This is a genomic window from Pacificimonas pallii (assembly GCF_019204005.1).
GTDB classification, from domain to species: Bacteria; Pseudomonadota; Alphaproteobacteria; order Sphingomonadales; family Sphingomonadaceae; genus Pacificimonas; species Pacificimonas pallii.
Genome location: NZ_JAGSPA010000004.1, coordinates 50,318 through 75,124 on the forward strand (window position 1 = coordinate 50,318; position 24,807 = coordinate 75,124).

The following is a 24,807-nucleotide window of genomic DNA, read 5'->3' on the forward strand; positions in this document are numbered from 1 at the left end:
TGTGCGCGTATCCCGTTACTGGAAGGTGAAGTTCTTTGGGCCGTTTGCTAATGTTGTTGCTATTGCTGATCCTGCTTGTGCTGGTGGGGATGGCGCTGTGGTTCGGGTTTCAGGATGTGCCCGCCGCGCAGACGGAAGTCGAACAGGAAGTCAGCGCCGATGCGCTCGGCCTATAAGCGCACGCTGTCGGTCGCCGCGATTGCGGCCGTGCTGGCGGCGCCCGCGTTCACGCAGCAAAGCCTGCTGCCCGACATTTTCGATGAGCCGCCCGCACCGGAAACCGCTGCGCCGTCCGCCATGCCCGCGGCCGAACCTGCGACGCCGTCGCCGCTGGACCAGGCGGCGGAAGAGGCCGGGCCCGCCGAAACGGGCCCGCCGGCCGTTGTCGCCGCCCTGCCCCCCGCACCGCCAGACCCGCTCGATACCGCACCGAAATCGGTGCGCGACATGTCCCGCGCAGGGCCGCTGACACCGGCGCGCGGTGGTTATGGCCCGCAGACATTCGCCGGATCACATGGCGGCTTCATGGCGGCGATGATGCGCAGGCTGGACGCGCCGCCCGCGTCGCGCTGGGCGCACATCGTGCTGCGCCGCGCGCTCCTGAGCCATGTTGAGACGCCGCGCGAAATCCGCGATGCGGACTGGGTGGCGGAAAGAGCGCTCCTGCTCCTGAAGATGGGGGAGGTCGACGGCGCCAAGCTGTTGATTGACGGTCTGCCCGTCGATGCGTTCACGCCGCGCCTGTATCAGGTTGCGAGCCAGGTGCATGTCGCCGCCGCCGATATTCCAGCACTATGTCCGCTGGAAACGACGGCGCAGGTGATATCGAAAGACGATTTCTGGCTTTTGATGGCGGCGGTTTGCAGCGGTCTGGAAGGTGACGAGGGCACCTCCGCGACCCTGTTCAACCGCCTGCGCCGCGCGGAACAGGCCAGTGATTTCGACATTCTGCTCGCCGAACGGGTGACCAGCCTGGCGGGCGGTGTCGGGCGGGCGGCGAATATCGACTGGGAAGACGACAAACGCCTGAATGCCTATCGCGTCGGCATGGCGACCGCAGCCGAGCTTGAAATTCCCGCCGAGGCATGGGCCGACGCGCCCGTGGCGGCCAGCGGCTGGGCCTTTCGGAGCGCGCAGACACCCGTGGCGCAGCGCGCGGCCGCCGCGATTCCCGCGGCCTCCGCCGGAATCGTGTCCGCACGCGAGATGGCGGCGATATCCGCGCTGCAGGCGGCCCGCGCGAAAGACGGTGAAGTCCCGAAGTCCGTGCTGAGCATGCGGGCAGCCTATGCCGGACGAACGCCGACGGAACGCATTACTGCCATGCGCGAAATCTGGGACGCGGCAGAGACGCCGACCGAACGGCATGCTGCACTGATCGCGACGGGACCGGCGGCGGCCAGGATCGAGCCGAGCAGTGCGCTTGCCAAGGAGGCACCCGCGCTCATTGAATCGATGCTGTCGGCGGGCCGCTACAATCAGGCGCTGGCGTGGTGGCCGGTCCTGTCGGCCGCCGATGACCCGCTGAAACTGGAAGGCTGGGCAATGCTGGTGCTGGCGGATCGCGGCGGTGTCGTGCCGCTGGAGCCGAACCTGTTCCGCGCCGCCTATCGCACGCTTGCGGAAGAGGATGAGACCCGCGCGCGCGCCGGCATCGGCAGTATCCTGTCCTCGCTGGCCGGGCTTGGCCGGATAAGCGGCGGCAAATGGAGCAGCCTGTTCGAGGATTTCGGTGTCGACAGTCGCGAGGATATCCATACCGAGGCGCTGGCCCGTGCGGCGAAAAAGGGACGGCGCGGTGAAGTCGCCGTCCTGTCGGCCATCGGCCTGCAGGGCGGCTGGTCCGGAGTGCGCCCGCGCGACGTGCGCCCCATCCTCGATGCATGGCGGCAGGTCGGTCTGGGCGACGAGGCACGCATGCTGGCCGTCGAGGCCTATCTGCGCAGGGTATAATGTCGGCAGGGACGCCTGCAGATCCGGAGGCGATCGCGCTGTTCCTAGACATGATGCGCGCCGAACGCGGCGCGGCACAGAATACCGTGTCCGCCTATGCGCGCGACCTGAAGCAGGCCAGCGCCGCGCTTTCCGGCAGCCTGGCGGGTGCCGACGCGGCGACGCTGGAGACATTGCCGCTGGTCTGGGCGGATGCCGCGCCGGCGACGCTGGCGCGGAAGCTGTCGGCGGTGCGCCGGTTTTTCAAATTCCTGCAGGGCGACGGGCACCGCGCCGACAATCCCGCGGACGACCTGCCCAGTCCGGCGCCGCGCCGGTCGCTGCCGAAAATTCTGTCACGCGCCGAGATCGAGGCCCTGTTTCATGTTGCAGAAGCGCGCGGCGCGACCGGAAAATCCGCCGGTCTGCGGGACCAGGCGCTGCTCGAGCTGCTGTACGGGTCGGGCCTGCGCGCGACCGAACTCGTCTCGCTGCCGCGTGCGGCGATCCGGGAAGGGCAGCCCTTCGCGGTGCTGCGCGGGAAGGGCGGCAAGGAGCGCATGGTGCCCATCGGCGCGCGCGCGGCCGACGCGGCGCGGGCATGGGCGGCGACCCTGCCGAAGGGCGGTGTCTATCTGTTCCCGTCGCGTAAGGGGCATCTGACCCGGGTGCGTCTGTTCCAGATTGTCCGCGCATGCGCCGCAGAGGCGGGGATCCCGCCCGAACGGGTCAGCCCGCATGTCCTGCGCCATGCCTTTGCCACGCATTTGCTGGAGGGCGGGGCGGACCTGCGCGCGTTGCAGACGATGCTCGGCCATGCCGATATTGCGACAACGCAGATCTATACGCATGTCCAGTCGGACACCCTCGTGGCGCTTGTGAACGCGAAACATCCGCTGGCCGACGGGACGGACAGGCGTTGACCGGCGAGTTTCCGGGTCCTAGCGCTTTATATGCAATCGCAGTGACATTCCGGACCCCCTGTCCTGCCAGCCCCGAGGCTATGTTGGCGGCTTGCAGAGCGCGGGGAGCGGGATGGCACAGCCTGTCATACGGGAATTGAAATTGGTTAGTTTTCTCGAATTTGAAAAACCCATCGCCGCGCTGCAGGAGCGCATCGACGCGCTTGAAGGCAGCGCCGAGGGCAGCCCGGTCAACATCGCCGCCGAAACGCGCAAGCTGCGCAAGAAGGTCGATAGCGAACTGGCGCGCATCTACGCGAATCTGACGCCCTGGCAGAAGGCGCAGGTCGCGCGGCATCCGAACCGGCCGCACTTCACGGACTTTGCGGAGGCGCTGTTCACCGATTTCGAACCGCTGGCGGGAGATCGCTATTTCGCCGAGGATGAGGCGATCATGGGCGGCATGGCGCGCTTCAACGGCCGTCCGGTGATGATCATCGGACATGAGAAGGGCCGCGACACCGCAGGCCGGCTCAAGCATAATTTCGGCATGGGCCGACCCGAGGGTTACCGCAAGGCCGTGCGCCTGATGCAGATGGCGGACCGGTTCGGCCTGCCCGTGCTGACCTTCGTCGATACCGCCGGTGCGTTTCCGGGCATCGAAGCGGAGGAGCGCGGCGCCGCAGAGGCGCTGGCGCAGGGCACCGCGGCCTGCCTGCGCCTTGGCGTGCCGATGATCGCGACCATTACCGGCGAGGGCGGGTCCGGCGGCGCACTGGCGCTGGCGGCGGCAAACCGCGTGCTGATGCTGGAGCACGGCTTCTACGCGGTGATTTCGCCCGAGGGCTGCGCCTCCATCCTGTGGCGCGCGGCGGAAAAGGCGGAGAATGCGGCGGCGGCCATGCGGATTTCCGCAAAGGAACTGAAGGAACTGAAGCTGATCGACCGTATCGTCGGCGAACCGCTGGGCGGCGCACACCGTGACCGGGCGGCGGTTTTCGCTACGCTATCGGACGCGATCGGTGACGAGCTGGCGTCGCTGGAAGGCCTGAACGCGGACGAGCTGCGGCGGCAGCGGCGCGAGAAGTTTCTGGCGATGGCGCAGGCGGCCTAGGGCGCTGGGTGAGCGGAAATATAATGGGCTCGTCACTCCGGCGCAGGCCGGTATGACGTGTGTTGGTGGATGCAATGCTCAAAACCCCATCATCCCTCGACTACGCTCGGGATGATGGAATTCAGGTGATTGCGGCTGGAACCCTTTCGTAAGACCGGCGCTACTCTTCCAGGCCCAGCGCCGCCTTATATGTTTCCAGCAGCGCTTCCTGTTCCTGCCGGTCGCCGCGGTCCATTTTCCGCAGGCGGACGACCATGCGCATGATCTTTGGATCGAAGCCTTCCGATTTCGCTTCGCCGTAGACCAGCTTGATATCGTCGGCGATGGCCTGTTTTTCTTCCTCAAGCCGTTCGATGCGCTCAATGAATAGGCGGAGCTGTTCGGAAGAATGGGTGGCGTCGGCCATGGCAATATCTTTCATCGGATCGGTTGCGCGCGGAATGAGCGGCGGGCGCGTGAGATAGGCGAGCGGGCCGCCAGTCTCAAGCCAAAAGCGGCCCGGACGCTCGCCGCGTTTCCAGGCGCCGCGGAAACCGTCAGCGGTTCTTCGCCACGCTGTCCTGCATCCGTGCCAGCTGTTCCTCCGTCGCGGGCCGCTGGTAGCGGTCTTTCCACTGCGCGGGGGGCATGCCGTAAATGGCGGTGCGGGCCTCGTCCTTCGACATTTCGACACCGCGCGCTTCGGCGGCTTCCAGATACCAGTCGCCAAGGCAATTGCGGCAAAAACCGGAATGCCCCATCAGGTCGATATTCTGGACATCGGTGCGGCGGCGCAAATGATCGACCAGTCGGCGAAAGGCCGCGGCCTCCAGTTCGGTGCGGGTGGCGGCGTCTACGCTGTTATGAGCGCTGTCAGTCATCATGAATCCTTCGCTTGCACTTTCGCGCCGGGGCGGCAAAGGCTCCGGCCTATCAGTCTCGGGAGGCTATAGGTGAACATCGAACCGCGCAGGCGCAAGGTCCGCATATTGGCAACTTTGGGGCCGGCATCGCACGCGCCCGATCGTATCGAGGCGCTGTACCGCGCCGGTGCCGACGCATTCCGCGTCAATATGAGCCACGGATCGCATGACGATCACCGCGCCGTCATCGGCCATATTCGTGCGCTGGAGGAAAAGCTGGGGCGTCCGATGACGATTCTGGCCGATCTGCAGGGGCCGAAGATCCGCATCGGAACGTTCGCGGACGGGCCGGTCCATCTGAATGAGGGCGCGCGTTTCATCCTGGATCAGAATGAGGCACCGGGCGACAAGACGCGCGTTTACCTGCCGCATCCGGAGATTTTCACCGCCGTCGAGGCGGGGCAGCGCCTGCTGCTGAACGATGGCAAGCTGGCACTGCACATCGATATGGCGGGCGATGACCGGATCGAGACGACCGTCATGAACGATGGCGAGCTGAATGACCGCAAGGGCATCAATGTGCCCGACGCGGTCATCCCGCTGCCCGCCCTGACCGAAAAGGATCGCCGCGATCTGGATTTCGCGCTGGACCAGGGTGTCGACTGGATCGCGCTGAGCTTTGTGCAGCGTCCGGACGACGTGGCCGAGGCGCGGCGGCTGATCGCCGGGCGCGCGGCGCTGCTGGCGAAGATCGAGAAGCCGCGCGCGATGGACAGGCTGGAGGACATATTGGAAATGTCCGATGCCCTGATGGTGGCCCGCGGCGATCTGGGCGTCGAACTGCCACCGGAACAGGTGCCGCGCGCACAGAAAGAGATCGTGCAGCTGGCGCGGCGTGCCGGCAAGGCCGTCGTCGTGGCAACGCAGATGCTGGATTCCATGATTACATCGCCCACGCCCACCCGCGCCGAGGTCAGCGATGTCGCCAATGCGATTTACGAAGGCGCGGACGCATTGATGCTGTCGGCGGAGACGGCGGCAGGCGACTATCCGATCGAGGCGGTGAAAATGATGCATGCCATCGCGCTGGAGGCGGAAGCCGATCCGGAGTTCGGGCGTCATGTGCATTTCACCGAGACCATGCCGCAGCCGACCACGGCGGACGCGATGTCGACGGCGGCGGGGCAGGTGCTGCAGACGGTGCCATGCGCGCTTGTCAGCTGCTTCACGTCGTCCGGCTCGACCGCGCGCCGGGCCAGCCGCGAGCGGCTGCCCGTGCCGCTGCTTGTCCTGACGCCGAAACGCGAGACAGCGCGGCGCATCGGGCTGTTATGGGGGGTCTATGCCGTGCAGACGCGTGATGTCGGCAATTTTGAGGAAATGGTCGCGAAATCAAAGCGCATGGCGCTGAGGACCATGCTCGTCGAGGCCGGTGACCGCATGATCGTCATGGCGGGCGTCCCCTTTGGTACACCCGGCAGCACAAATGTGCTACATGTCACCCGTGTTTCCGGAGATGAACTGGATCGGAAGTCGCCATGAAATCGGTGATCGTCGCGCTCAGCCTGACGCTTATGGCGTTTACGGGGACACCCGATGTGCGATCGCTGGACGAGGGCGCGGTTTCGCCGCCAGCGACCCTGGCATCGCTCCAATGGCTGGTGGGCCACTGGGTCGGCAAGGGGCTGGGCGGTGAGACGGAGGAGGTCTACGCCGCCGCCACGGACGGGCAGATGATGGGGATGTTCCGCTATGTCAAGGACGGCAAAGCGGGCTTTTACGAATTCATCCTGATCGAGGAGCGCGAGGGCTCGCTGGTTTACCGTCTGAAGCACTTCAACCGCGACCTTACCGGTTGGGAAGAGAAGGACGAGATCGTCGAGTTCCCGCTGGTCGCCATTTCGGACGATACGGCGTGGTTTGACGGCGTCACCTTGCAGCGCGCCGGTGACGACGAGATGCGGGTCGGGCTAAGGGTCGGAACGAAAGACGGCGTCCGCCATGAACTGTTCGAATATCAGCGCGCGGAATAGGCGCGCCGTCTAAATCAGTGGTTTGGCGCTCGCGGGCCCTGTCGTACGCGCCAGCTGCGCCTCGCGATACGCCAGATAGATGGCGCTCGCCAGGATGATGCCGCCGCCGATCAGCACGGCGGGGCTCAGCGCTTCGCCAAACAGCGTGACGCCGATGGCAAGAATGAAACCGAAACGCACAAAGTCATAGGGCATGATCGCGCTCGCCTCCGCCAGGCTGAAGGCGCGGACCATGGCGCTTTGGCCCGCCAGCGTGAAAATGCCAATGCCGAGGAGATACAGCCAGGTCCGCGGCTGGGGCCAGGTCCAGACGAAGCTGGCCGCAAACAGGCTGGGCAGAATGGGAAGCACGAAGCTCCACGCGACCACGGTCATGGGCCTGTCGAAACCGACGAGCTTCTTGATGGCGATAGTCGTGACGGCCATGGCGAGGGCGGCGATGACAGCAACGGAGACGCCGATGGTGAGCGGCTGCGACCAGGGCTGAAGCACGACCATCACGCCTGCAAAGCCGATGCCAAGCGCTGCGACGCGGCGCATGCGCACCTTCTCGCCCAGAAAGAGCACCGCCCCGACCGTGGCGAAGACGGGCGCGGCAAAGGTGATCGCCTGCACGGTGGCGATGGGCGCATTGGCGAGCGCGTAGAATGTGCAGAACATCGCGATAATGCCGGAGGTCGCCCGGCCGATATGTCCGCCCATCCTGCCGAGCGGCATTTTCACATGGCCGGACAGGACAAAGGGGCTGAGCAGCAGCGCGCCGATCAGGCAGCGCCAGAAGACGACGGCGAACGGATGAATATCCGCGCCCGCCAGCTTGATGAACGTCCAGCCCGCGGCGAACAGCAGGGAGGAGCAGACAATCCAGAAGGGACCGGCGAGGGCGGGAGGGAGCGAACGGGGCATGAGCAGCCTCGCTGTTAGCGCGGGGACGGGGCCGGGTCGCCCCGCCAACTTAGCCAATGGCGAAGCGGGCGGTTTTTCTGTACGCAGCCGCGATGACATTTCGCGCGGGGGGCCGTCATTTGACGGAGACGCCAGATCCGGAACGCCTGATCGACGAGAGCTATGCCGCCACCGTCGAGCCCGAGCGCTATGACGCGCTGATGCAGGCATGGGACGAGTTTCTGACCGAACTGAACGCCGCCGGGAGCGCGCGGTTCGAGGATACCGTGATGCCGCAGCATTTCGCACGTTCGCAGATGATTCTGGAGCAGGCCGACCGTCTGCGCGCGGCCGAGCGGACGCCTGAACAGCTGGCCGAGATGACCCCCGGCATCGGGATCGTCATCGACCGGGCGGGAACCGTGCTGGCGGCAAATCGGAACGCGATCGCCGTCACCGCGTGCAGGGCGCGCGCGGCGCTTGGCGAGTCCACCCTGTCGGCGCACGCCGTGCGGCGATTGCTGACATGGACATGCGAGCGGGATGCGCCGCCGTTCCTGTTCGTGCCGTGCGACATCGGCAATGCCGACGCGCCGGAATGCCTGCTCGCGACGCAGGTCGAAAGCGCCGCGACGGGCCCGCGCAGCCAATATCTGTTAAGCGCGGTGAGCCTGCGCATTGACGAGGCCGCGGCGGCGGCGTTTGGCAGCGCCTTCAGCCTGAGCGATGCGGAGGCTGCGGTCGCCGCATCGCTGGGGCAGGGGCTGCAGGTCGCTGAAATTGCCGAACGGCGCGGCGTGTCCATGCACACGGTGCGCACGCAGGTGCGCCAGATCACGCAGAAAACCGGCGCGAACGGCATTGCGGGCCTGATCAAGATGGTGTGCGGTTTCGCGGCCAATTACGCTTATAGTCAGGCGGCGCGCAGCCGTGTGGCGCCGCATCTGAAGCCGGTTGCCGCCCGGCGGGAAACGTCGCTGCGGCTGAGTGACGGGCGCTCGCTCGCCTATGTCGAACATGGCGACCCGGATGGCCGTGCCGTGCTGTTTTTCCACAACATGCTTTACGGCTGCTATCTGACCGACAAATGCGCGGCGGCCTGTGTCGAGCGCGGCTGGCGCGTCATTGCGATTTCCCGGCCGGGTTTCGGACTGTCCGATCCGGTGAAGGCAGAGGGACGCGAGCTTGTCGCGCAGGTGACGCGGGACGCGCGGGCATTGCTGGACCATTTGGATATCGGGCGCGTCATCGCCGCCGGACATGCCGCAGGAAGCCTTTATGCGCAGCATTTCGCACTGGCCGAAGCGGCGCGCACGCGTGCCCTGATGCTTATCAGCCATGCGCCCTATTGGGACGACAGGATGATGAAGGCGCTGCCGCCGCGTCAGCGGCTTGTCGCGCGCACGACGCGCCATGCGCCGGCGGCGCTGACATTCGTGGTCCGGGCGGGCACGGCGCTGATCAAGGCGGGAAAGCATGACCAGTTTATCGAGGCGCTGCACCGGGACATTCCCGCCGACATGGCCGCTCTTGCCATGCCGGACGCCTATGCCGCCATCGTCGATGGCCTGCGGCACACGGCGGCCCAGGGCGGCGGCGGTTTCGTCAAGGACTGCCCGCTTGTCCTGACCGACTGGTCGGCAGACGGCGCGTCACTGACGGTGCCCGTTCGGATCGTGCTGGGTGACGGCGATCTCGTCGCGACCGCCGCGTATAAGGAGGGGTATTGCCGCGCCGTTCCGCATACGCAGGTAACCATGGTCGAGGGGGCCGGCCAATATTTGCTGTACAGCCACTGGGGCGCATTCCTCGCTGCGCTTGAAAGCCTGGACGAACAGGCGGCCGCGTGATGGACTTATTGCCGCGGCTCCGTCTTTCTCAGCGATTGCAGAAACGCGATCAGATCCGCGTTTTCACCGGGTTCGAACATGAAGTTCGGCATGTCGGGATGCCCGACATCAATGCCTTCGGCAAAGGCCTCCGCCAGCGCTTCAGGGGGGTACCGTTCGGCGATCACCTGAAAGGGCGGTGCATTCGGGTGCGGAGACTCCGCCGCCTCGATCGCGTGGCACTCCGCACAGACCGTATTGGCGATGGCGCCCCCGCGGGAGACGGCCATAAGCTGGTCCTGACCAGTGTTTACGGGAGCCTGCGGCGCGCAGGCCGAAAGGCTCCACAAGGCGGTGAGTGCCACGAAGGCGATGGATTGCTTCAAGACATCACCGCCTTTGATGCGGGGCGCGGCATGCCGATATGCTTTGGCGCGCCCGCGGCCCGTGGTGCGTCCGATGCCGTCAGGAGCGCCGCTTCGGTGCAGATATTGTCACGGAGGTCCGGCCGCTCGGCGGTTCCCAGTTCCCGGATCAGATCATCATATTTAGGAAAGACGTCCTGACTCATGCGCGCGTTCCTTACATCGCCGCGACCGTCGGCCGCTTCGCGCCCCCTTGCTAGCAGCGCGCGGCGGGTTCACTTTGACCGGAATCAATTTTGTGTGGAAAAAGGGATGAGGTGATGGAAACAGCGGACCGGTGCCGGAACTGCTCGGTACAGAGCCAGGCGCTTTGCCATGTCCTCGACGCCGATGCATTGTCCGATTTCGCAAGCGCGGGAAGGGAAAAACGGCTGTTTCGGGGCGAGACGCTGGTCTGGCAGGGTGACAGGGAGGCGAACTGCGCGACGGTGACAAAGGGCGCGCTGAAACTCGCGACGCTGACCGAGGATGGTGAAGAGCGCATCGTCGGCATGGCCTATCCGGGGGATTTTGTGGGTTCGCCCTTTGGCGGGCCATCGCCAGTGCAGATTACCGCGCTGGTGGACAGTGAATTGTGTCTTGTCGCGCTGGAGGCGTTCCGAAAGGCGCTGGCGAACGATCGCGTACTGGAGACCGAGTTGCTGCGGCGTACGCTCGATGAACTGACCGCAGCGCGGCTGGACCGCAGCCGCATGGGCGGCGCGGGCGCGCGGCTTGCGGGCCTGATTCTGAACCTGGACGCGCGCGCGCCGGTGTGCCGCGCCGGTCCCGATTATATCGAGCTGCCGTTCAGCCGTGCCGAGATCGGCCAGTTGCTGGATATGAGGATCGAAACGGTCAGCCGCGAATTCGGTGCGCTGGAAGAGACCGGCGCCATCCGCCGCGAAGGCCGCCGCGGCCTGCATATATTGGACCGCGACCGGCTTCGCGCGGCTTAGGCCTTGGTGAGGCGAATGGGGCCTTTGGCAGAGGCAATATCGACGGGTGTGCCGCCCTGCGTGCAGATTAGCAGATTCTCCCCGACAAGCGTCTCCGCCTCTGCCCGCACAGCCTCCATGTGATTGCGCCAGACATCCGGCCATAGCGCACGGGCCACTTCGGACGGGCAGAAGCTTTTCAGAGGTGCGCGCGCCGCTGCGAGGCGGAGGAGCTCCAACCGAATCATGTCCGGGGAAATTGGCATATCTTAGCGGTTGATTCCGGGATCATGATCTTTCGCGGCCGTCACGCGGGATGCCGCCCAGATGACCCCGATAAGCGTTGGCACCGATTGCGGCGTGAACATCATAGCAAAGGCGGCCAGCCCTTCCAACCGGATGAAGTCCCCAAGCTGGAACACAGATCGTTCAGTCGCCGTGAAAGCGGGCACTGCGCTGTTCACGGTGAGGGCCAGACAGACCAGAGCCGTCAGCCCGTGCCCCTTACCGGGACGGCGCCGCGCCGCGATCCATGCGGCGACGAGGGACAGGATGACCAGAATGCCTGCCAGAAATGTGCCCGAAAGTCCTCTCTGAGCGGACAGCAGGCCGAAATGATAACCAACATGTTCGGGACCGAGCGCGCGCGAGAAACGCACGCCTGCTATTTATAAAGTCCGTTCAGCCGCTCGCCATAAATGTCGCGAATGACGTGGCGGCGGATTTTCATGCTGGGGGTCATCTGTTCGTTTTCGACGGTGAACTGGGCGTCGGCAAGGATGACGCGGCGGACGCGTTCGATGACGCTGAGTCCCTTGTTCACACGGTCGACGGCGCCCATCACGGCGCGGTGGAATTCGGGCATGGATTTCAACTGGGCCATGTCGGCGGGCGCGCCGGCCTCTTTTGCCCACGCCATCGCCCATTCGGGATCGGGCACGACAAGGCCGACGAGGTAGGGGCGTTTGTCGCCAGCGACCATTGCCTGCAGAATTTCGGGCTGAAGCGTCAGCATGCCCTCCACGCGCTGCGGCGCGACATTGTCGCCCTTGTCGTTGACGATCAGGTCCTTCTTGCGGTCCGTGATGACGATGTGGCCATCCTCGTCAATATGACCGATATCGCCGGTGTGCAGCCAGCCATCGACAAGCACGCGGTCGGTTTCGGTCTGATTATTCCAATAGCCATGCATGACAAGTTCGCCCTGCACCAGGATTTCGCCGTCCTCCGCAATCCTGACGGTGGCGCCCTTTAGCGGCGGGCCGACCGTGTCCATCTTGATCGTGCGCGACGGGCGGTTGCAGCTTACGATGGGCGCAGCCTCGGTCTGGCCATAGCCCTGCAGCAGCGTGACACCGAGCGCCTGGAAGAACAAGCCAACCTCTGGATTGAGCGGCGCGCCGCCCGATACCATCGCCTTCAGCCGCCCGCCGAAACGGTCGCGGACCTTCCCCCGGATGGTTTTTTCCAGGATCATGTCGAGTGGTTTATCGACCAGCGATGTCTTGCCCGCATGCACGCGGCGGCGGCCGAGATTGAGTGCGCGCTCGAGCATCCATTTCGCCGCACCGCCCTGCTTTTCGATGCCTTTTGAAATGCGGGTCCGCAGCACCTCGAACAGGCGCGGGACGACGACCATGATGGTCGGTTTGGTCTCTTCGATATTGGCGGCCAGCTTATCGAGGCCCTGCGAATAATAAATCTGCGCGCCGGCCATAATGGGCAGATACTGACCTGCCGAATGTTCATAGGCGTGGCTGAGCGGCAGGAACGACAGGAAAGTCTCGTTCTCCGTCAGCCCGAAATCATTTGCGAGAATGTCGAACGCGCCCGCGACGCAGCACAGGATCGCGCCGTGATGCTGCCGGACACCGCGCGGCGCGCCGCCCGTGCCGCTGGTGTAGATCAGACAGGCGAGATCTTCGCGCTCGACGCCTGACATACGCTGCCGGAGGGCGGCGAGGTCGCCGGGGCAGTCGCCAAACAACTCCCGCCATTCCCGGACCCGCGCGCCGGATGACTGTCCGATCTTCAGCCTTTCCATGCCGATGACAAGATCGCAGGCGTCCGACTGGTAGGCAGCCGGCAGCAATATTCTTGCCAGCTTCTGATCCGAGACGATGGCCGCAGCCGCGTGCGAATCCTCCAATATATGAAGATGATCGCGTTCGGTATTGGTCGTGTAGGTCGGCACCGTCACCGCGCCCGCCGCCATGATGCCGAGGTCGGCGATACACCATTCCGGGCGGTTTTCGCTGACCAGGACGACGCGGTCGCCAGGCTTGATGCCCGCCGCGATCAGCCCCTCCGCCACCTGCGCGACCTGATAGGCGGCTTCGATCCAGCTGATCGACTGCCATTCATGATCCCACTTCGCCCACAGGAAAGGCCGTTCGCCATTCGCCTCCGCCTGGTCGAGAAACATGGTGACCAGATTTGGCCAGTCCTGAGGTTCGGTCATGTCGTTCTGCGCTCCCCAGTCATTATGTTCACCTGATGCCCTCAACCGTGCCTTCGCTGCGCGGGTCGGCGGCGCCGATCCAGCCGCGTCCGGCACGGGCAAGTCCGTTTGCTTTCAGCGGCAGTTCGGACAGGCGCACCTTGTGGCCTTTCGCGGTCAGCGTGTCCTTGAATGCCGCGGCCACCGTATCGGATTCCAGTATCGTCGGACCGAGCGCGGCATAGACCTGCGGCATGCCGATGGCATCCTCCACAGACAGGCCGAAGTCGATGACCCCGATGATCGCCTTTGCGGTCTGCGCGATGATCGTCGGCCCGCCCGCCGCGCCGATGGCAAAGGCGACTTCACCCGTGGGCGCATAGACGATGGTTGGCGACATGGAACTGCGCGGCCGTTTGCCGGGCGCAACGGCATTGGCAGCCGCGCGGCCTTCATATGCCGGCGAGAAGCTGAAATCGGTCAGCTCGTTGTTCAGGAAATAGCCGTTCACGGTGAGGCCAGAGCCGAACACGCTTTCGATGGTCGAGGTGAGCGAGGCGACGTCGCCCGATCTGTCCGCCGTGACGAAGTGCGACGTGCCGCCATCGTCCGGGCTTCGCACAGGCGCATGATCGGGTGCGCCCGCAGGGGTGCCATGCGTCACCCTGGCGGCGGCGCGTGCGGGATCGATCAGTTTCGAACGCGCCGCCGTATAGGCAGGCGCGATCAGGCCCATGGTCGGCACGCTGACGAAATCGGGATCGCCAAGATATGCTTCCCGGTCGGCGAAGGCGAGGCGCATGGATTCCGCGATCAGATGATAGGCTTCGGGACTGTCCGCACCCAAAGAGGCCAGGTCGAACCGCTCAAGCTGTTTCAGCATGGCGATGACGGTGGTGCCGCCGGAAGACGGCGGCGGCATGCCGCATATCCGATAGCTGCGATAGGTGCCGCAGACGGGATCGCGCCATATCGCGGTATAATCGCCAAGATCGGCGGTGGTCATGACCTGCGGGTTGATCTGCGCGTTGGTGACGGCATCGACGATGCTGCGCGCGGAACGGCCGGAATAAAAAGCGCCGGGCCCTTCCCGCGAAATCCGTTCCAGGAAATTGGCGAGTGCCGGGTTTGTGACGCGTGTGCCCACCGCCCGGGGCGTATCGTCAGCATTATAGAAGGTGGCGCGCGCCCACTGGGTCATCCGCGCGCGCTGGCCGCTGCGCCCCAGCATCGCATGAAAACGGGGGGAGACCTCCCAGCCGCCGCGTGCAAGCCGGATGGAGGGCTGGAACAGGCGGCTCCACGGCAATTTGCCAAAGCGCTTATGCGCCTGTTCCATCAGGCGCAGATTGCCGGGTATGCCGACGGACATGCCGCCGGCCTGACTGGCGCGGTACGGCTTCTTCTCGCCATTTTCGTCGAGCCACATGTCCGGTGTCGCGGCGCGCGGCGCGGTTTCGCGGCCGTCAAGTGCGTAGGTGCGGCCGGATTCCGCGTCGTGGTAGATCAGGAACCCGCCGCCGCCAATGCCGGAGGATTGCGGTTCCACGACAGTCAGGGCGACGAGCGTCGCGATCGCCGCGTCCGCGGCACTGCCGCCCGCGGCAAGAATTTCAGCGCCCGCCGCCGATGCCTCCGGATGCGCGGCGCTGACCAGCGCGGTGTAGCTTTCCTCGCTGCGGGTTTCCGCCTGCGCAGGTTTTTCCGCCGCGAAGGGCGAGGAGCTTTGCGGCGGCGCGCACGCGGCGATTCCGGCGAGGAGCAAGAGCGATGCGAGTTTTTTCATGGCCCATGTTCTAGGCAGCTATGGGCGGCGGAGACAATGGTGAGAATTCACCGGCGATAGCGCTCAGCGCGGCGCGTCCGCGCCGACCGCATCGGAAATCCTGGCGATACCGTCCGCGTTCAGATGGCTGACCAGACCTTTCAGAATGCGGCGCGGCAGACCCGGCCCCTCATAAACCATGGCGCTGTACAGCTGGATCAGCGACGCCCCGGCACGGATGCGGGCATAGGCGTCGTCGGCGTTCGAGATGCCGCCAACGCCGATCAGCGGCATATCCGGGCCAAGCGCCTGCCGGAAATCCTTCAGCCGTCGCAGGGCCAGCGCGATCAAGGGCTGGCCGCTAAGTCCGCCGATTTCATCGGCGCGGTCCGACCGCAGCGACGCCGGGCGGTCGATGGTCGTATTGGAAACGATGATGCCGTTGATACCGCTGGCTGCCGCGACCTCGGCGATATCGGCGACATCGGCGTCGGTGAGGTCAGGCGCGACCTTCACGAACATGGGAAGATCGCGGCCGCCGCGCGCGTCCAGAGTGCGCGACAACAACTCTGCGAGTGCGTCCTTCGACTGCAGCGCGCGCAGCCCCGGCGTATTGGGACTGGAGATGTTGACGGTCAGATAGTCCGCCACCGGCGCGGCTTTCGTGACGCCAGTGACATAGTCGCCAATACGGTCCTCGCTATCCTTATTGGCGCCGACATTGATACCGATGCGGCCGGTTCCATGTCTGAAGGCGCGCCTGCGCAGGCGTTTTATGGCCTGGTCGATGCCGCCATTGTTGAAGCCGAGACGGTTGATGACCCCCCGGTCCGCCTCCAGACGGAAGATACGCGGTTTCGGATTGCCGGACTGCGGCAGCGGCGTGAGCGTGCCGACCTCGACAAATCCGAAGCCGAGCTTCAGGAGCGGGCCCGGCACCTCGGCGTCCTTGTCAAAGCCGGCGGCCATGCCAAGCGGGTTGGGCACGCGCAGGCCCGCCACCGTCATTTCGAGGCGGGAATCGCGAACGTCGCGGCGCGGCAGCATGCCCGTCTTCAGCGCCGCGATCGTGGCGCGGTGCGCGCGCTCCGGGTCCATGGCAAAGATGAGCGGGCGGGCGAGGGTGAACAGGGATGACATGATGAGCGCCCGCCTAGCCAAAAGCGGCTCGCACGCCTAGGGTCCCGCCATCATTTCATCAGTTTCTCGGACATATGGATATGACACGCGCCCTGCTCCTGATCGGGACAATTTTTCTCACCGCGTGCGCCGCGCCCGACCGGGCCGCGCCCACGGCGTCCACGGCACCCGCCGATGCCGCGGTCGCTGCGACGGGCGCTGCGGAACATGTGCCGGCCGACGCCGCGCTGGCGACATTCTTTGAAAGTTACAATGCGGCCGTGCTTGCCCGTTCGCCCGAAACAAAGGCGCGGCGCGGGATCATCGACGCCGATTATGGCCGATGGAGCGATTATAGCGACGCCGGTGCGGTGGAACGGTTCGCGGAGGACCAGCGCTGGCTGGCGGACATGCGCGCGCGTTTTTCGGACGCGGCATTGTCCGAGGATTCGCGCATGTCCTACCGCCTGTTCGCGGCCATGATGGAGCGCAGTGCCGCGGCATTTCCGTTTCGCGGCAATGAATATGTCTTCGACCAGATGAACGGCGCGCATTCCGACATGCCCGCCTTTCTGATCAATATCCATGTCGTGCGCGACCGCGCGCAGGCGGACGCCTATGTCGAACGGTTGCGCGGGCTGGGGCCGGTGATCGATTCGCTGATCGCGAAGGCCGAGACCCGCGAGAGGAACGGCGTCATGCCGCCGGACTGGGTGTTTCCCTATGTGAAGAGCGACATCGCGAACCTGATGAACGGCGCGCCCTTTTCGCAAGGTGAGCCGACCGCGCTATATGCCGACCTGAAGAAGAAAGTCGCCGCACTCGGCATCCCGCAGGCGGAAAAGGATGCGCTGATCGCGGCGGGTGAGGCGGCGCTGATCGAGTCCGTCGGTCCGGCCTATCGGCGGCTGGCGGCGATGGTGGAGCGGCAGGCCGCCACCGCGCCCGATGTTGACGGTGTACACCGCTTTGCGGATGGCGCCGCCTATTATCAGGAGCGGCTGCGCTTTTATACGACGACGGACATGACCGCCGACCAGGTGCATCAGCTGGGCCTGGAGCAGGTCGCGCGTATCCACGCCGAGATGGAGGCGATCATGACCCAGGTCGGGTTCACCGGCACGCGCGGGGAGTTTTTCGTCAAGCTGCGCAACGACCCCGCCATGTTCCATACCAGCCGTGCGGATTATCTGGCCGAGGCCAATGCGAAGCTGGCGGAGATGGATAAGCGCCTGCCCGATTATTTCGGGCGGCTGCCCAAGGCGGACTTCATTATCAAGCCGGTCGAGGCCTTCCGCGAAAAATCCGCTGGCAAGGCATTTTACAATGCGCCGACGCCGGACGGGTCACGCCCCGGCACCTATTACATCAACCTGTATAATCTGCGCGACCAGTCGAAGACGGAACTGGAGGCGCTTGCCTATCATGAGGCGAAACCGGGGCACCATCTGCAGCGGGCGTTGCAGGTGGAGATGACGACGCTGCCGTCCTTCCGCCGCTTTGGCGGGTTCACGGCCTATACCGAGGGCTGGGGCCTCTATTCCGAGGAACTGGGCAAGGATATGGGATTTTACACCGACCCCTATTCCGATTTCGGGCGCCTGGGCATGGAATTGTGGCGCGCCTGCCGCCTGGTCGTCGATACCGGCATTCATCATAAGGGGTGGAGCCGGGAAGAAGCGATTGCCTATCTGACCGAAAACACGCCCAATCCGGACGGCGATATCAGGAAGGCCATTGAGCGCTACACCGTTTATCCGGGGCAGGCGACGGCCTATATGATCGGCAAGCTTAAGATCATGGAACTGCGCCAGCGGGCGATGGACGCCGCCGCCGCCAGGGGCGCAGATTTCGACTGGCGCGGGTTCCACGATGCTGTGCTGGAGACCGGGCCGGTGCCGCTCGACGTGCTGGAAGAGAATATCGACGCCTGGATCGCGGAGGGCGCGTAGGCGGGCTGGCTTCACCGCTGGCTGATGCCAAACACTTACTTTTATCATCCTTCGACTGCGCTCAGGATGATCGGATTTTAGGGTATTGCATTCGAATATGTGCGCCGGACCAGCGAAAGCCCCGCTAACCGGGCGCCCGCGCTTCATACGCCTGCCGGATCGCATCGAGCGCGTCCGGCGTATCGCCGTCCATGAATATGGCATCCGAAGGCGCGTCCACCTCGATGATGTGTTCCTGCCGCTCGGCCAGAACGGCCTTGCCGCCGACATCACCGGCCAGCCCGGCCAGCGCCGCGAAATGATCGCGGCCCCATAATAGGGGATTGCCGCGCTTGCCGCTATGAACGGGCAGGCAGATGCTGCCGCTGTCCCGCGCGGCCCCCGCCAGCGCGCGCAGCAGGCGGGCCTCCACCAGCGGCATGTCGCCCAGCATGACGATGGCGGCATCCCAGTCAGGCGGGACGGCGCGAATGCCCGCCGCGAGCGATGCGCCCATGCCGTCCGCATGATCCTGCGCGTGAACGGTCAGGACATTGGCGGGAAGCGCGGCGCGGGTGCGTCCGGCATCATGGCCGGTGACCACCAGTACCGGCAGGGCCGCGTCATGTGCGGCGGCGATCGTGGTGCCGATGACGGTATCCCTGCCCAGCGGTTCGACAAGTTTGTTGCGGCCCATGCGGCTGGAGGTACCGGCGGCGAGGATAAGGGCACCGACCGTCTCGACGCGCCTGCCGCCCTGCGCGCCGCGCGGATCGGGGCGATCGACCTCTGCCAGCAGGCCGCCCGCGCCCATGGCGGCGACATCCGCGCCGGTGACGCCGATACCGGCGAACACGCGCTCCAGCACCATGTCGAAGCCATTGCGTTTGGGGCTGCGCGCACAGCCCGGCAGGCCGATGATGGGCGTGCCGCCCGCTTCGGCCAGCAGCAGCAGATTGCCCGGGTCCACGGGCATGCCAAGCCGCTCGATATGCCCGCCAGCCGCCTCGATCGCGGCGGGAATCACGTCGCGCCGGTCGCTCGTTGCCGAGGCGCCCGCGATGAGTATGAGGTCGGTATCCGCGCCGGTGGCGGCGCCGATGGCCGCCGCCACCGACGCGCGCTGATGCGGGACCATGTCCGCGCGTGTCAGCAGACCACCCAGCGAATCGATGCGCGCACGAGTGACACGTTCGGTCTTCGCAAGCATCTTTTCCGACGTACCGGCAAGCTGCGTCTGCAAAAGCCTGACACGCATGGATCTGAACGGCGATAGGGCCAGCGGCGAGGCGAGATTGCTGGCACTGTCGACATTCGCCCCCTTCACGAAGAAGGGGATCATCTTCACCGTGGCGACGATATCGCCCGCGCGCACCCGTTCATGCGGCGTCAGCGTGCCAAGGGTCATGGCCTCGTCCACGGCGTTCACGGCGTCGATGGTGCCGTGATCCGCCATGAACAGGCCGTCCGCCCGCGCCCTTAGATTGACGCGGCCATGCACGGCGGCGTCTGCGTCGAGACCGGCACCGCACAGCGCCGCGCCAAGCTGGGCGGCGGCCTCGTTTTCCGCAATGTCATCCTTATCCGGAATGGCGACCGGCAGCACATGGAGGCCCGCCGCGCGCGCGGCTGCCACATGCGCACGCGTCACGATCAGGCCCTTTTCCAGCCTGACATCGCCGACATCGATCCTGTGCGCGAGCGCGGCGCCTACACATTCTCCGATAGGGAAATCACCAAATTTCATTCAGCCCCGCGCCCGCCAGGCGGCCACCATCTGCGCGGCCACCGACAGTGCGATTTCCGCGGGTGTGGCCGCCCCGATGTCGAGACCGGCGGGCCCGTGGATGCGCGCAATGTCGGCTTCGTCAAAGCCAGCCCCCGTCAGGCGTTCAACGCGCTGGGCGTGCGTACGCCGCGATCCGAGCGCGGCGATGTAAAACGCCTCGGACCGCAGCGCCGCGATCAATGCCGGGTCGTCAAGTTTCGGATCATGGGTCAGGGTGACCACCGCGCTGCCCGCACCGGGCTGCCAGTCCGCCAGTGCCTCGTCCGGCCAGCGCGCATCGACGTCGATTCCGGCAAAGCGCTCGCCTGCCGCAAAACCGCCGCGCGGATCGACGATGCGGACGCGGTAGTCGAGCGTGCGGGCGATCGGAACCAGCGCCTGGCTGATATGGACGGCCCCCACGAGCAGCAGTTCCAGCGGCGGCGTGTAAAGCCGGCGAAAGGCGCCGTCACCTTCATTGGCGGATGTTCGGCCGTCCTCGTCCGTATAGAGGGTCAGTGTCCGGCCATCGGCGCGTGCGGCAATGATCCTGTCAAGCAGGTCCGCCGAAAACGCCGCGCCGCCGACCGGCTGCACAAGAATGTCGATTTCACCGCCGCAGGCCAGCCCGGCCTCCCAGGCCTTTGCATCGGCAACGCCGTAGTGGAGGCGCCTTGTCATGCCCGTCTCAAGCGCGGTCATCGCTTCGGTGACAACATCGCCCTCGACGCAGCCGCCGCTGACGGACCCCTCGAACAGGCCGTCGTCCCTGACGAACAAATGCGCGCCATGCCCGCGCGGTGCGGAGCCCCACGTCCTGGTGACGGTCGCAGCGGCAACGCGGTGTCCGGCGCTGAGCCAGTCGCGGGCGGTGCGATAAAGGTCGGTCACTGCAAAGCCCGCTTAAAGGAACTGGGCTGCGACGATCCCGATGGCGATCACGACCACGACGCCAGCCCAGATGATCGGCCCCGCGCCGCGCGACTGCGAACGGAATGGCTCTGCCTCATCGACGGTACCAAGGGGTGCCGTCACCGGCGCGGCCCCGGCCGGTGCGGCCGCGTCCGCCGGGCCGGGTCCGGTCATGGCGGCCGGCTCTTCGACCTCCCTGCGGAAATTTTCGAAGAAGCGCTCGGCATATCCCTTCGCCGCCCCCTCGACCAGGCGCGCGCCGAGCTGGGCGAGCTTGCCGCCGACCTGCGAGTTCGCGGTGTAGGTGAGGAGCGTCCTGTCGGGCCCGGCCTCGGTCAGGTCGATCTCCGCGCTGCCCTTGGCGAAGCCCGCGACGCCGCCCTTGCCTTCGCCGACGAGGACATAGCGTGAGGGTTCCTGCGATTCGGTAATGGCCACGGCACCTTTGAATTTCGCCCGGACCGGGCCGACCTTTGCGTTCATGACACCGGCAAAGCCATCATCGGTCCTGTCGAGCGCATCGACGCCGTCGATGCAGCGTGCCAGCACGTCAGGGTCCATCAGCGCGGCCCAAACCTTTTGGCGCGAAGCCGAAATTTCCTGCTCACCCGTGATCTGCATCACACGTCTCCTTCGCTGCGGTGGCTAAAGACATCATAGTTCATGTTCAAGACGGCGCTTCGGCGTGCTATAACGGGACGGGAGCGTAATTATATTATGTTGGAGGCAAATTCTGTGAGCGCGTCAGCCAATGAGGTGAATCATGCCCGCCAGAGCGGCGGCGATGTCCTCGCTGGCGGCGAGGACCGCCACGCCGCCGAAGGCAGTTTCGAGATTTCGGGCCGCGTGAAGTGGTTCGATCTTGTGCGTGGCTATGGCTTCATCGTCCCGGAAGATGATGATGGCGACATTCTTGTCCACTTCTCCTGTCTGGCCGATATTGGTCGCCGTGCGCTTCCCGAGGGGGCAGGTGTCCGCTGCATCGCGGTGGACCGCCCCCGAGGACGTCAGGCGCTTGCCGTCACGGAGGTCGATCTTTCCACCGCGATTGGCCCCGATCCTGAAGCCGAAGCGCAGCGGGCCAAGGAGAGGGATGACCCGCTTTCCCTCATAAAAAGTGCGGGGCCACCCGAATCCTGCTCGGTGAAATGGTTTAACAGACTGAAAGGTTATGGTTTCCTGGTCGCCGCGAATGACACCGATCGCGATATTTTCGTTCATATGGAGACCGTCCGCCGCGGCGGGTTGACGGACCTTGAGCCCGGCCAGATGGTCGTGGCCAGGATCGTCCAGCGCAGCAAAGGCCCGCTTGCCGTGATCGTCGAACCGCCTGAAACCGCGACCGACATCGACATGCCGCGCACCGCGAGCGCCGGTTCGGCGGTATGATCACAGCGATACGCGCAGCCGGTGCTGCCATGGTACTCGCTGTCATCGCGCCTGCCGCCTGCGCCCCGGCGGAGGACACATCAGCCGCCACCACGGCTAAGGTGGTCGATGTGTCCATCGAAACGGCCAGTGGCCCGCAGGCGTATCGCGCGGAAGTCGCCAGAACGCCGGAGGAGCAGGCGCGCGGTTTGATGTTTCGGCAGGACATGGCGCAGAATGCGGGCATGCTGTTTCCCTATGATCCGCCGCGACCGGCGGCGTTCTGGATGAAAAACACCTACATCCCGCTCGACATCATCTTTATCGCGCCCGACGGCACAATCGAAAGCATTCATGCGGATACACTGCCGTTGACGACCAGCAGCTATGCCTCTCGCGGCGCGGTGAAGGCGGTTCTGGAGCTGAATGGCGGTGAAGCCGCGCGAATTGGCGCGAAGCCCGGCGACAGGGTCGTCTACCAACCGGTCCTGTAGCACCAGCCGTCCCGGCGGGTCCGAACGGGGAATCTCTTGCCAAATGACCGTGATGGCGGCTTAAGGGGCACTCCGCTTCCCCTTCGCTTTTTCGAGGTCCGCCCCATGGGCATTTTCAAATCCATTTTCACCTGGTGGGACGGTCCGACGATCGGGACGCGCCTGTGGTCACGCGCCAATGGCGAGGAGGTGGGCCGCGATGACGCCGGCAACATCTATTACAGCAAGGCCGCCAAGAACGGGCAGCGCGAGCGCCGCTGGGTCATCTATTCCGGCGAGAACGAAGCCAGCCGCATACCGTCCGAATGGCACGGATGGCTGCACCGCACCCATGACGCGCCGATTCCCGCCGAGGCACGGCGGGCGTGGGTGAAGCCCCATCAACCGAACCTGACCGGTTCCCCCCAGGCCTATATCCGCCCCGGCGGTATGCCGGGCAGCGGTCAGCGCCCCAGGACGACAGGTGATTATGAGGCCTGGTCGCCCGGTGACGATCCGGTGCGCGGCGACCCCGCGTGAACCAGCTGTTCCGTCAAAATCTGGTCGAAGCCATTGTCGGTGCGGCGGTCCTGCTGATCGCCGTTCTTGCCGGGCTTTTCTTTTATCAGAAAACCACCGCCGAAATTGGTGATGATTCCTATTCCGTCGGCGCGCTGTTCGAAAATGCCGCGGGCGTTGCCGTGGGCACGGATGTACGCGTGTCCGGAATTACCGTGGGCCGCGTGACCGGTCAGACCCTGGAAGAAGATTTTCCGTTCCGCGCAAAGCTCGACCTGTCCATTGACGGGCGCTATCGCCTGCCCACCGATTCCAGCGCGTCGATCACGTCGGAAGGCCTTCTGGGCGGCACCTATATCGCGCTGACGCCGGGCGGTGCGCCGGAAACATTGATGAGCGGCGACGAGATCCTCGATACGCAGGGGTCGGTCGACATGCTCGGCCTGATCGGCAGCTATATCAACCAGACCGGTGCGGATGACGCGCCCGCCGGGCCCGGCATGCAGGAAGGCGGTTTTGGCAATCTTGAAGACCCTGCCGCCGATATGGCCGAAGACGGGAGCCTGTAGCGCCGATGGCGGTACGACCTATGTCCGGGATAATGGCCGGTATATGCGGGGCCTGGCTGCTTGCCGGCGCCGCCGCGGCCCAGTCGAATGATGAATCCGGTGGCGGGCCGGATGCCCGGTCCGGCACGACGCCCATGGCGGAGCGCACCGTCATTATCGGCGTGCTCGACAAAGCGAGCCAGGCAACCGAGACCATCGAAACCAATCCAGGCAAGACCGTGAGCTATCGGGGCCTGACCATTGCCGTCCGGGCCTGCGAAGCGACTCCGCCCTGGGCAGCGCAAAAGTTTGTCGGCGGCTTTCTGCAGGTCGATTACACGCCGCGCAGAGGCGCGGACCCGGCGCGCGTGTTTTCCGGCTGGCTATATGCGAATACGCCATCGCTAAACAGCTTCGACCATCCAAATTACGATGTCTGGGTCAGCGCCTGTAAGATGGACTGGCCGGAAACCGGCCCGGACACCATCCTGGTGAAATAGCCGAAATCAGCTGGCGCGCCGAGCGCGAGCCGCAGGCGCTGGCGGTAAAGGGCGCGCGGGATTTCGATGGCACCAAATTGTGCCAGATGATCCGTCAGGAACTGCGTGTCCAGAAGCTGGAATCCGCCCATGCGCATGCGGGCGACCAGATGGGCGAGTGCGACTTTCGACGCGCCGGTGACGCGGGTGAACATGCTTTCCCCGAAAAACGCGCCTTGAAGCCGGACGCCGTAGAGGCCGCCGACCAGCTTTCCCTGCTGCCAGCATTCGATGGAATGCGCATGGCCGCCGTCATGAAGAGCGCTGTAGGCGTCGCGGATTTCGTCGTTGATCCACGTGCCGCCCCTTCGGTCGGCGCAGGCGGCGACCACATCGTGAAAGGCGCTATCGACGCGGTGTTCGAAGCGTTCCTGCCTCAGCAGTTTCACGGCGCTGCGCGGAAAATGGAACTGGTCGAGCGGAAGAATGCCGCGTTCCTTTGGGTCGACCCAGAAGATATCCCTGTCCCGTTCGCTTTCCGCCATCGGGAACACGCCGGACGCGTAAGCACTGAGCAGCACATTGGGCGTCAGGCGGCCGGTCATA

Annotated in this window: 28 protein-coding genes; 14 read left to right on the forward strand and 14 right to left on the reverse strand. The window is 65.2% G+C overall.

Features of this window, described 5'->3' with window-relative positions; all coding sequences use genetic code 11:
- Window positions 1-50: 50 nt before the first annotated feature.
- From KCG44_RS14445 to KCG44_RS12080, 4 genes are all read left to right on the forward strand, one after another.
- Entirely contained in the window at window positions 51-176 is a 126-nt protein-coding gene (locus tag KCG44_RS14445) for a hypothetical protein (protein WP_255536551.1), read from the forward strand.
- Window positions 160-1,953 (forward strand): hypothetical protein, encoded by a 1,794-nt coding sequence (locus tag KCG44_RS12070; protein WP_218446370.1) that lies wholly within the window; start codon window positions 160-162, stop codon window positions 1,951-1,953. Before KCG44_RS14445 ends, KCG44_RS12070 begins: the two co-directional genes overlap by 17 nt.
- Entirely contained in the window at window positions 1,953-2,855 is a 903-nt protein-coding gene (locus tag KCG44_RS12075) for a tyrosine recombinase (protein WP_255536552.1), read from the forward strand. The genes KCG44_RS12070 and KCG44_RS12075 overlap by 1 nt, the downstream gene beginning before the upstream one ends.
- Before the next feature lie 142 nt (window positions 2,856-2,997).
- Window positions 2,998-3,948, forward strand: coding sequence for an acetyl-CoA carboxylase carboxyltransferase subunit alpha (locus KCG44_RS12080; protein ID WP_218446372.1), 951 nt, complete (start codon window positions 2,998-3,000; stop codon window positions 3,946-3,948).
- A gap of 160 nt (window positions 3,949-4,108) precedes the next feature.
- Here KCG44_RS12080 and KCG44_RS12085 read toward each other — a convergent pair whose 3' ends face one another.
- Both KCG44_RS12085 and KCG44_RS12090 read right to left on the reverse strand, forming a co-directional pair.
- Window positions 4,109-4,354: a DUF2312 domain-containing protein gene (locus KCG44_RS12085; protein WP_218446373.1), complete on the reverse strand. Its 246-nt coding sequence runs from the start codon at window positions 4,352-4,354 to the stop codon at window positions 4,109-4,111.
- A 130-nt stretch (window positions 4,355-4,484) separates the two neighbouring features.
- The gene (locus tag KCG44_RS12090; RefSeq protein WP_218446374.1) at window positions 4,485-4,808 is read right to left on the reverse strand and encodes a DUF1244 domain-containing protein; all 324 of its coding nucleotides are present in this window, start codon (window positions 4,806-4,808) and stop codon (window positions 4,485-4,487) included.
- A 72-nt stretch (window positions 4,809-4,880) separates the two neighbouring features.
- On the opposite strand from KCG44_RS12090, the gene pyk reads away from it, so the two are divergent.
- Window positions 4,881-6,332 (forward strand): pyruvate kinase, encoded by a 1,452-nt coding sequence (gene pyk / locus KCG44_RS12095; RefSeq protein ID WP_218446375.1) that lies wholly within the window; start codon window positions 4,881-4,883, stop codon window positions 6,330-6,332.
- Complete coding sequence (locus tag KCG44_RS12100) at window positions 6,329-6,823, forward strand: DUF6265 family protein (protein ID WP_218446376.1); 495 nt, start codon at window positions 6,329-6,331, stop codon at window positions 6,821-6,823. The genes pyk and KCG44_RS12100 overlap by 4 nt, the downstream gene beginning before the upstream one ends.
- 9 nt (window positions 6,824-6,832) lie before the next feature.
- On the opposite strand, the gene KCG44_RS12105 is transcribed toward KCG44_RS12100, so the two are convergent.
- Entirely contained in the window at window positions 6,833-7,729 is an 897-nt protein-coding gene (locus KCG44_RS12105) for a DMT family transporter (protein ID WP_218446377.1), read from the reverse strand.
- Window positions 7,730-7,848: 119 nt separating this feature from the next.
- Between KCG44_RS12105 and KCG44_RS12110 the strand changes: the two genes are divergently transcribed.
- Window positions 7,849-9,558 carry an alpha/beta fold hydrolase gene (locus KCG44_RS12110; RefSeq protein WP_218446378.1) on the forward strand — a complete coding sequence of 570 codons (1,710 nt, stop codon included), beginning with the start codon at window positions 7,849-7,851 and terminating at the stop codon, window positions 9,556-9,558.
- Between the two features lie 5 nt (window positions 9,559-9,563).
- On the opposite strand, the gene KCG44_RS12115 is transcribed toward KCG44_RS12110, so the two are convergent.
- Both KCG44_RS12115 and KCG44_RS12120 read right to left on the reverse strand, forming a co-directional pair.
- On the reverse strand, window positions 9,564-9,923 hold the full coding sequence (locus KCG44_RS12115; RefSeq protein ID WP_218446379.1) for a c-type cytochrome: 360 nt from the start codon (window positions 9,921-9,923) through the stop codon (window positions 9,564-9,566).
- Window positions 9,920-10,108, reverse strand: a complete 189-nt coding sequence (locus KCG44_RS12120) for a hypothetical protein (protein WP_218446380.1) — start codon at window positions 10,106-10,108, stop codon at window positions 9,920-9,922. Before KCG44_RS12120 ends, KCG44_RS12115 begins: the two co-directional genes overlap by 4 nt.
- A gap of 114 nt (window positions 10,109-10,222) precedes the next feature.
- Between KCG44_RS12120 and KCG44_RS12125 the strand changes: the two genes are divergently transcribed.
- Window positions 10,223-10,900, forward strand: a complete 678-nt coding sequence (locus tag KCG44_RS12125; protein ID WP_218446381.1) for a Crp/Fnr family transcriptional regulator — start codon at window positions 10,223-10,225, stop codon at window positions 10,898-10,900.
- Here KCG44_RS12125 and KCG44_RS12130 read toward each other — a convergent pair.
- The 5 genes from KCG44_RS12130 to KCG44_RS12150 form a co-directional block, all read right to left on the reverse strand.
- Window positions 10,897-11,145, reverse strand: a complete 249-nt coding sequence (locus KCG44_RS12130) for a DUF3253 domain-containing protein (RefSeq protein ID WP_218446382.1) — start codon at window positions 11,143-11,145, stop codon at window positions 10,897-10,899. The genes KCG44_RS12125 and KCG44_RS12130 overlap by 4 nt on opposite strands.
- 3 nt (window positions 11,146-11,148) lie before the next feature.
- Complete coding sequence (locus KCG44_RS12135) at window positions 11,149-11,538, reverse strand: hypothetical protein (RefSeq protein WP_218446383.1); 390 nt, start codon at window positions 11,536-11,538, stop codon at window positions 11,149-11,151.
- A gap of 5 nt (window positions 11,539-11,543) precedes the next feature.
- Window positions 11,544-13,340 (reverse strand): AMP-dependent synthetase/ligase, encoded by a 1,797-nt coding sequence (locus tag KCG44_RS12140; RefSeq protein WP_218446384.1) that lies wholly within the window; start codon window positions 13,338-13,340, stop codon window positions 11,544-11,546.
- 28 nt (window positions 13,341-13,368) lie between these two features.
- Window positions 13,369-15,105, reverse strand: a complete 1,737-nt coding sequence (gene ggt, locus KCG44_RS12145; RefSeq protein ID WP_218446385.1) for a gamma-glutamyltransferase — start codon at window positions 15,103-15,105, stop codon at window positions 13,369-13,371.
- A 63-nt stretch (window positions 15,106-15,168) separates the two neighbouring features.
- Window positions 15,169-16,224 (reverse strand): quinone-dependent dihydroorotate dehydrogenase, encoded by a 1,056-nt coding sequence (locus KCG44_RS12150; protein WP_218446386.1) that lies wholly within the window; start codon window positions 16,222-16,224, stop codon window positions 15,169-15,171.
- An 80-nt stretch (window positions 16,225-16,304) separates the two neighbouring features.
- Between KCG44_RS12150 and KCG44_RS12155 the strand changes: the two genes are divergently transcribed.
- Complete coding sequence (locus KCG44_RS12155) at window positions 16,305-18,155, forward strand: DUF885 domain-containing protein (RefSeq protein ID WP_218446387.1); 1,851 nt, start codon at window positions 16,305-16,307, stop codon at window positions 18,153-18,155.
- Between the two features lie 124 nt (window positions 18,156-18,279).
- Here the strand turns inward: KCG44_RS12155 and KCG44_RS14450 are convergent, their stop codons facing one another.
- From KCG44_RS14450 to KCG44_RS12170, 3 genes are read right to left on the reverse strand one after another with little or no spacing between them, the layout of a single operon-like run.
- Entirely contained in the window at window positions 18,280-19,881 is a 1,602-nt protein-coding gene (locus KCG44_RS14450; RefSeq protein ID WP_255536553.1) for an NTP transferase domain-containing protein, read from the reverse strand.
- Window positions 19,882-20,793, reverse strand: a complete 912-nt coding sequence (locus KCG44_RS12165) for an XdhC family protein (RefSeq protein WP_218446388.1) — start codon at window positions 20,791-20,793, stop codon at window positions 19,882-19,884.
- Window positions 20,794-20,805: 12 nt separating this feature from the next.
- Window positions 20,806-21,435 carry an SRPBCC family protein gene (locus KCG44_RS12170; RefSeq protein ID WP_218446389.1) on the reverse strand — a complete coding sequence of 210 codons (630 nt, stop codon included), beginning with the start codon at window positions 21,433-21,435 and terminating at the stop codon, window positions 20,806-20,808.
- A 114-nt stretch (window positions 21,436-21,549) separates the two neighbouring features.
- Between KCG44_RS12170 and KCG44_RS12175 the strand changes: the two genes are divergently transcribed.
- The 5 genes from KCG44_RS12175 (at window position 21,550) to KCG44_RS12195 (ending at window position 24,222) form a co-directional block, all read left to right on the forward strand.
- Window positions 21,550-22,203, forward strand: coding sequence for a cold shock domain-containing protein (locus KCG44_RS12175; protein WP_369411982.1), 654 nt, complete (start codon window positions 21,550-21,552; stop codon window positions 22,201-22,203).
- The gene (locus KCG44_RS12180) at window positions 22,200-22,676 is read left to right on the forward strand and encodes a DUF192 domain-containing protein (RefSeq protein WP_218446391.1); all 477 of its coding nucleotides are present in this window, start codon (window positions 22,200-22,202) and stop codon (window positions 22,674-22,676) included. Before KCG44_RS12175 ends, KCG44_RS12180 begins: the two co-directional genes overlap by 4 nt.
- 105 nt (window positions 22,677-22,781) lie before the next feature.
- Window positions 22,782-23,195, forward strand: a complete 414-nt coding sequence (locus tag KCG44_RS12185) for an NADH:ubiquinone oxidoreductase subunit NDUFA12 (RefSeq protein ID WP_218446392.1) — start codon at window positions 22,782-22,784, stop codon at window positions 23,193-23,195.
- On the forward strand, window positions 23,192-23,743 hold the full coding sequence (mlaD, locus tag KCG44_RS12190; RefSeq protein ID WP_218446393.1) for an outer membrane lipid asymmetry maintenance protein MlaD: 552 nt from the start codon (window positions 23,192-23,194) through the stop codon (window positions 23,741-23,743). The genes KCG44_RS12185 and mlaD overlap by 4 nt, the downstream gene beginning before the upstream one ends.
- A gap of 20 nt (window positions 23,744-23,763) precedes the next feature.
- On the forward strand, window positions 23,764-24,222 hold the full coding sequence (locus KCG44_RS12195) for a DUF2155 domain-containing protein (RefSeq protein WP_218446394.1): 459 nt from the start codon (window positions 23,764-23,766) through the stop codon (window positions 24,220-24,222).
- Here the strand turns inward: KCG44_RS12195 and aat are convergent.
- On the reverse strand, window positions 24,150-24,806 hold the full coding sequence (gene aat, locus KCG44_RS12200; protein WP_218446395.1) for a leucyl/phenylalanyl-tRNA--protein transferase: 657 nt from the start codon (window positions 24,804-24,806) through the stop codon (window positions 24,150-24,152). The genes KCG44_RS12195 and aat overlap by 73 nt on opposite strands.
- Between the last annotated feature and the right edge of the window lies 1 nt (window position 24,807).

Coding starts and splice junctions, on each gene's coding strand:
- KCG44_RS14445 (WP_255536551.1), top strand. CDS start 51: ATGTTGTTGCTATTGCTGATCCTGCTTGTGCTGGTGGGGATGGCGCTG.
- KCG44_RS12070 (WP_218446370.1), top strand. CDS start 160: ATGCGCTCGGCCTATAAGCGCACGCTGTCGGTCGCCGCGATTGCGGCC.
- KCG44_RS12075 (WP_255536552.1), top strand. CDS start 1,953: ATGTCGGCAGGGACGCCTGCAGATCCGGAGGCGATCGCGCTGTTCCTA.
- KCG44_RS12085 (WP_218446373.1), bottom strand. CDS start 4,354: ATGGCCGACGCCACCCATTCTTCCGAACAGCTCCGCCTATTCATTGAG.
- KCG44_RS12090 (WP_218446374.1), bottom strand. CDS start 4,808: ATGACTGACAGCGCTCATAACAGCGTAGACGCCGCCACCCGCACCGAA.
- KCG44_RS12100 (WP_218446376.1), top strand. CDS start 6,329: ATGAAATCGGTGATCGTCGCGCTCAGCCTGACGCTTATGGCGTTTACG.
- KCG44_RS12105 (WP_218446377.1), bottom strand. CDS start 7,729: ATGCCCCGTTCGCTCCCTCCCGCCCTCGCCGGTCCCTTCTGGATTGTC.
- KCG44_RS12120 (WP_218446380.1), bottom strand. CDS start 10,108: ATGAGTCAGGACGTCTTTCCTAAATATGATGATCTGATCCGGGAACTG.
- KCG44_RS12125 (WP_218446381.1), top strand. CDS start 10,223: ATGGAAACAGCGGACCGGTGCCGGAACTGCTCGGTACAGAGCCAGGCG.
- KCG44_RS12130 (WP_218446382.1), bottom strand. CDS start 11,145: ATGCCAATTTCCCCGGACATGATTCGGTTGGAGCTCCTCCGCCTCGCA.
- KCG44_RS12140 (WP_218446384.1), bottom strand. CDS start 13,340: ATGACCGAACCTCAGGACTGGCCAAATCTGGTCACCATGTTTCTCGAC.
- ggt (WP_218446385.1), bottom strand. CDS start 15,105: ATGAAAAAACTCGCATCGCTCTTGCTCCTCGCCGGAATCGCCGCGTGC.
- KCG44_RS12150 (WP_218446386.1), bottom strand. CDS start 16,224: ATGTCATCCCTGTTCACCCTCGCCCGCCCGCTCATCTTTGCCATGGAC.
- KCG44_RS12155 (WP_218446387.1), top strand. CDS start 16,305: ATGACACGCGCCCTGCTCCTGATCGGGACAATTTTTCTCACCGCGTGC.
- KCG44_RS14450 (WP_255536553.1), bottom strand. CDS start 19,881: ATGAAATTTGGTGATTTCCCTATCGGAGAATGTGTAGGCGCCGCGCTC.
- KCG44_RS12170 (WP_218446389.1), bottom strand. CDS start 21,435: ATGCAGATCACGGGTGAGCAGGAAATTTCGGCTTCGCGCCAAAAGGTT.
- KCG44_RS12180 (WP_218446391.1), top strand. CDS start 22,200: ATGATCACAGCGATACGCGCAGCCGGTGCTGCCATGGTACTCGCTGTC.
- KCG44_RS12185 (WP_218446392.1), top strand. CDS start 22,782: ATGGGCATTTTCAAATCCATTTTCACCTGGTGGGACGGTCCGACGATC.
- KCG44_RS12195 (WP_218446394.1), top strand. CDS start 23,764: ATGTCCGGGATAATGGCCGGTATATGCGGGGCCTGGCTGCTTGCCGGC.
- aat (WP_218446395.1), bottom strand. CDS start 24,806: ATGACCGGCCGCCTGACGCCCAATGTGCTGCTCAGTGCTTACGCGTCC.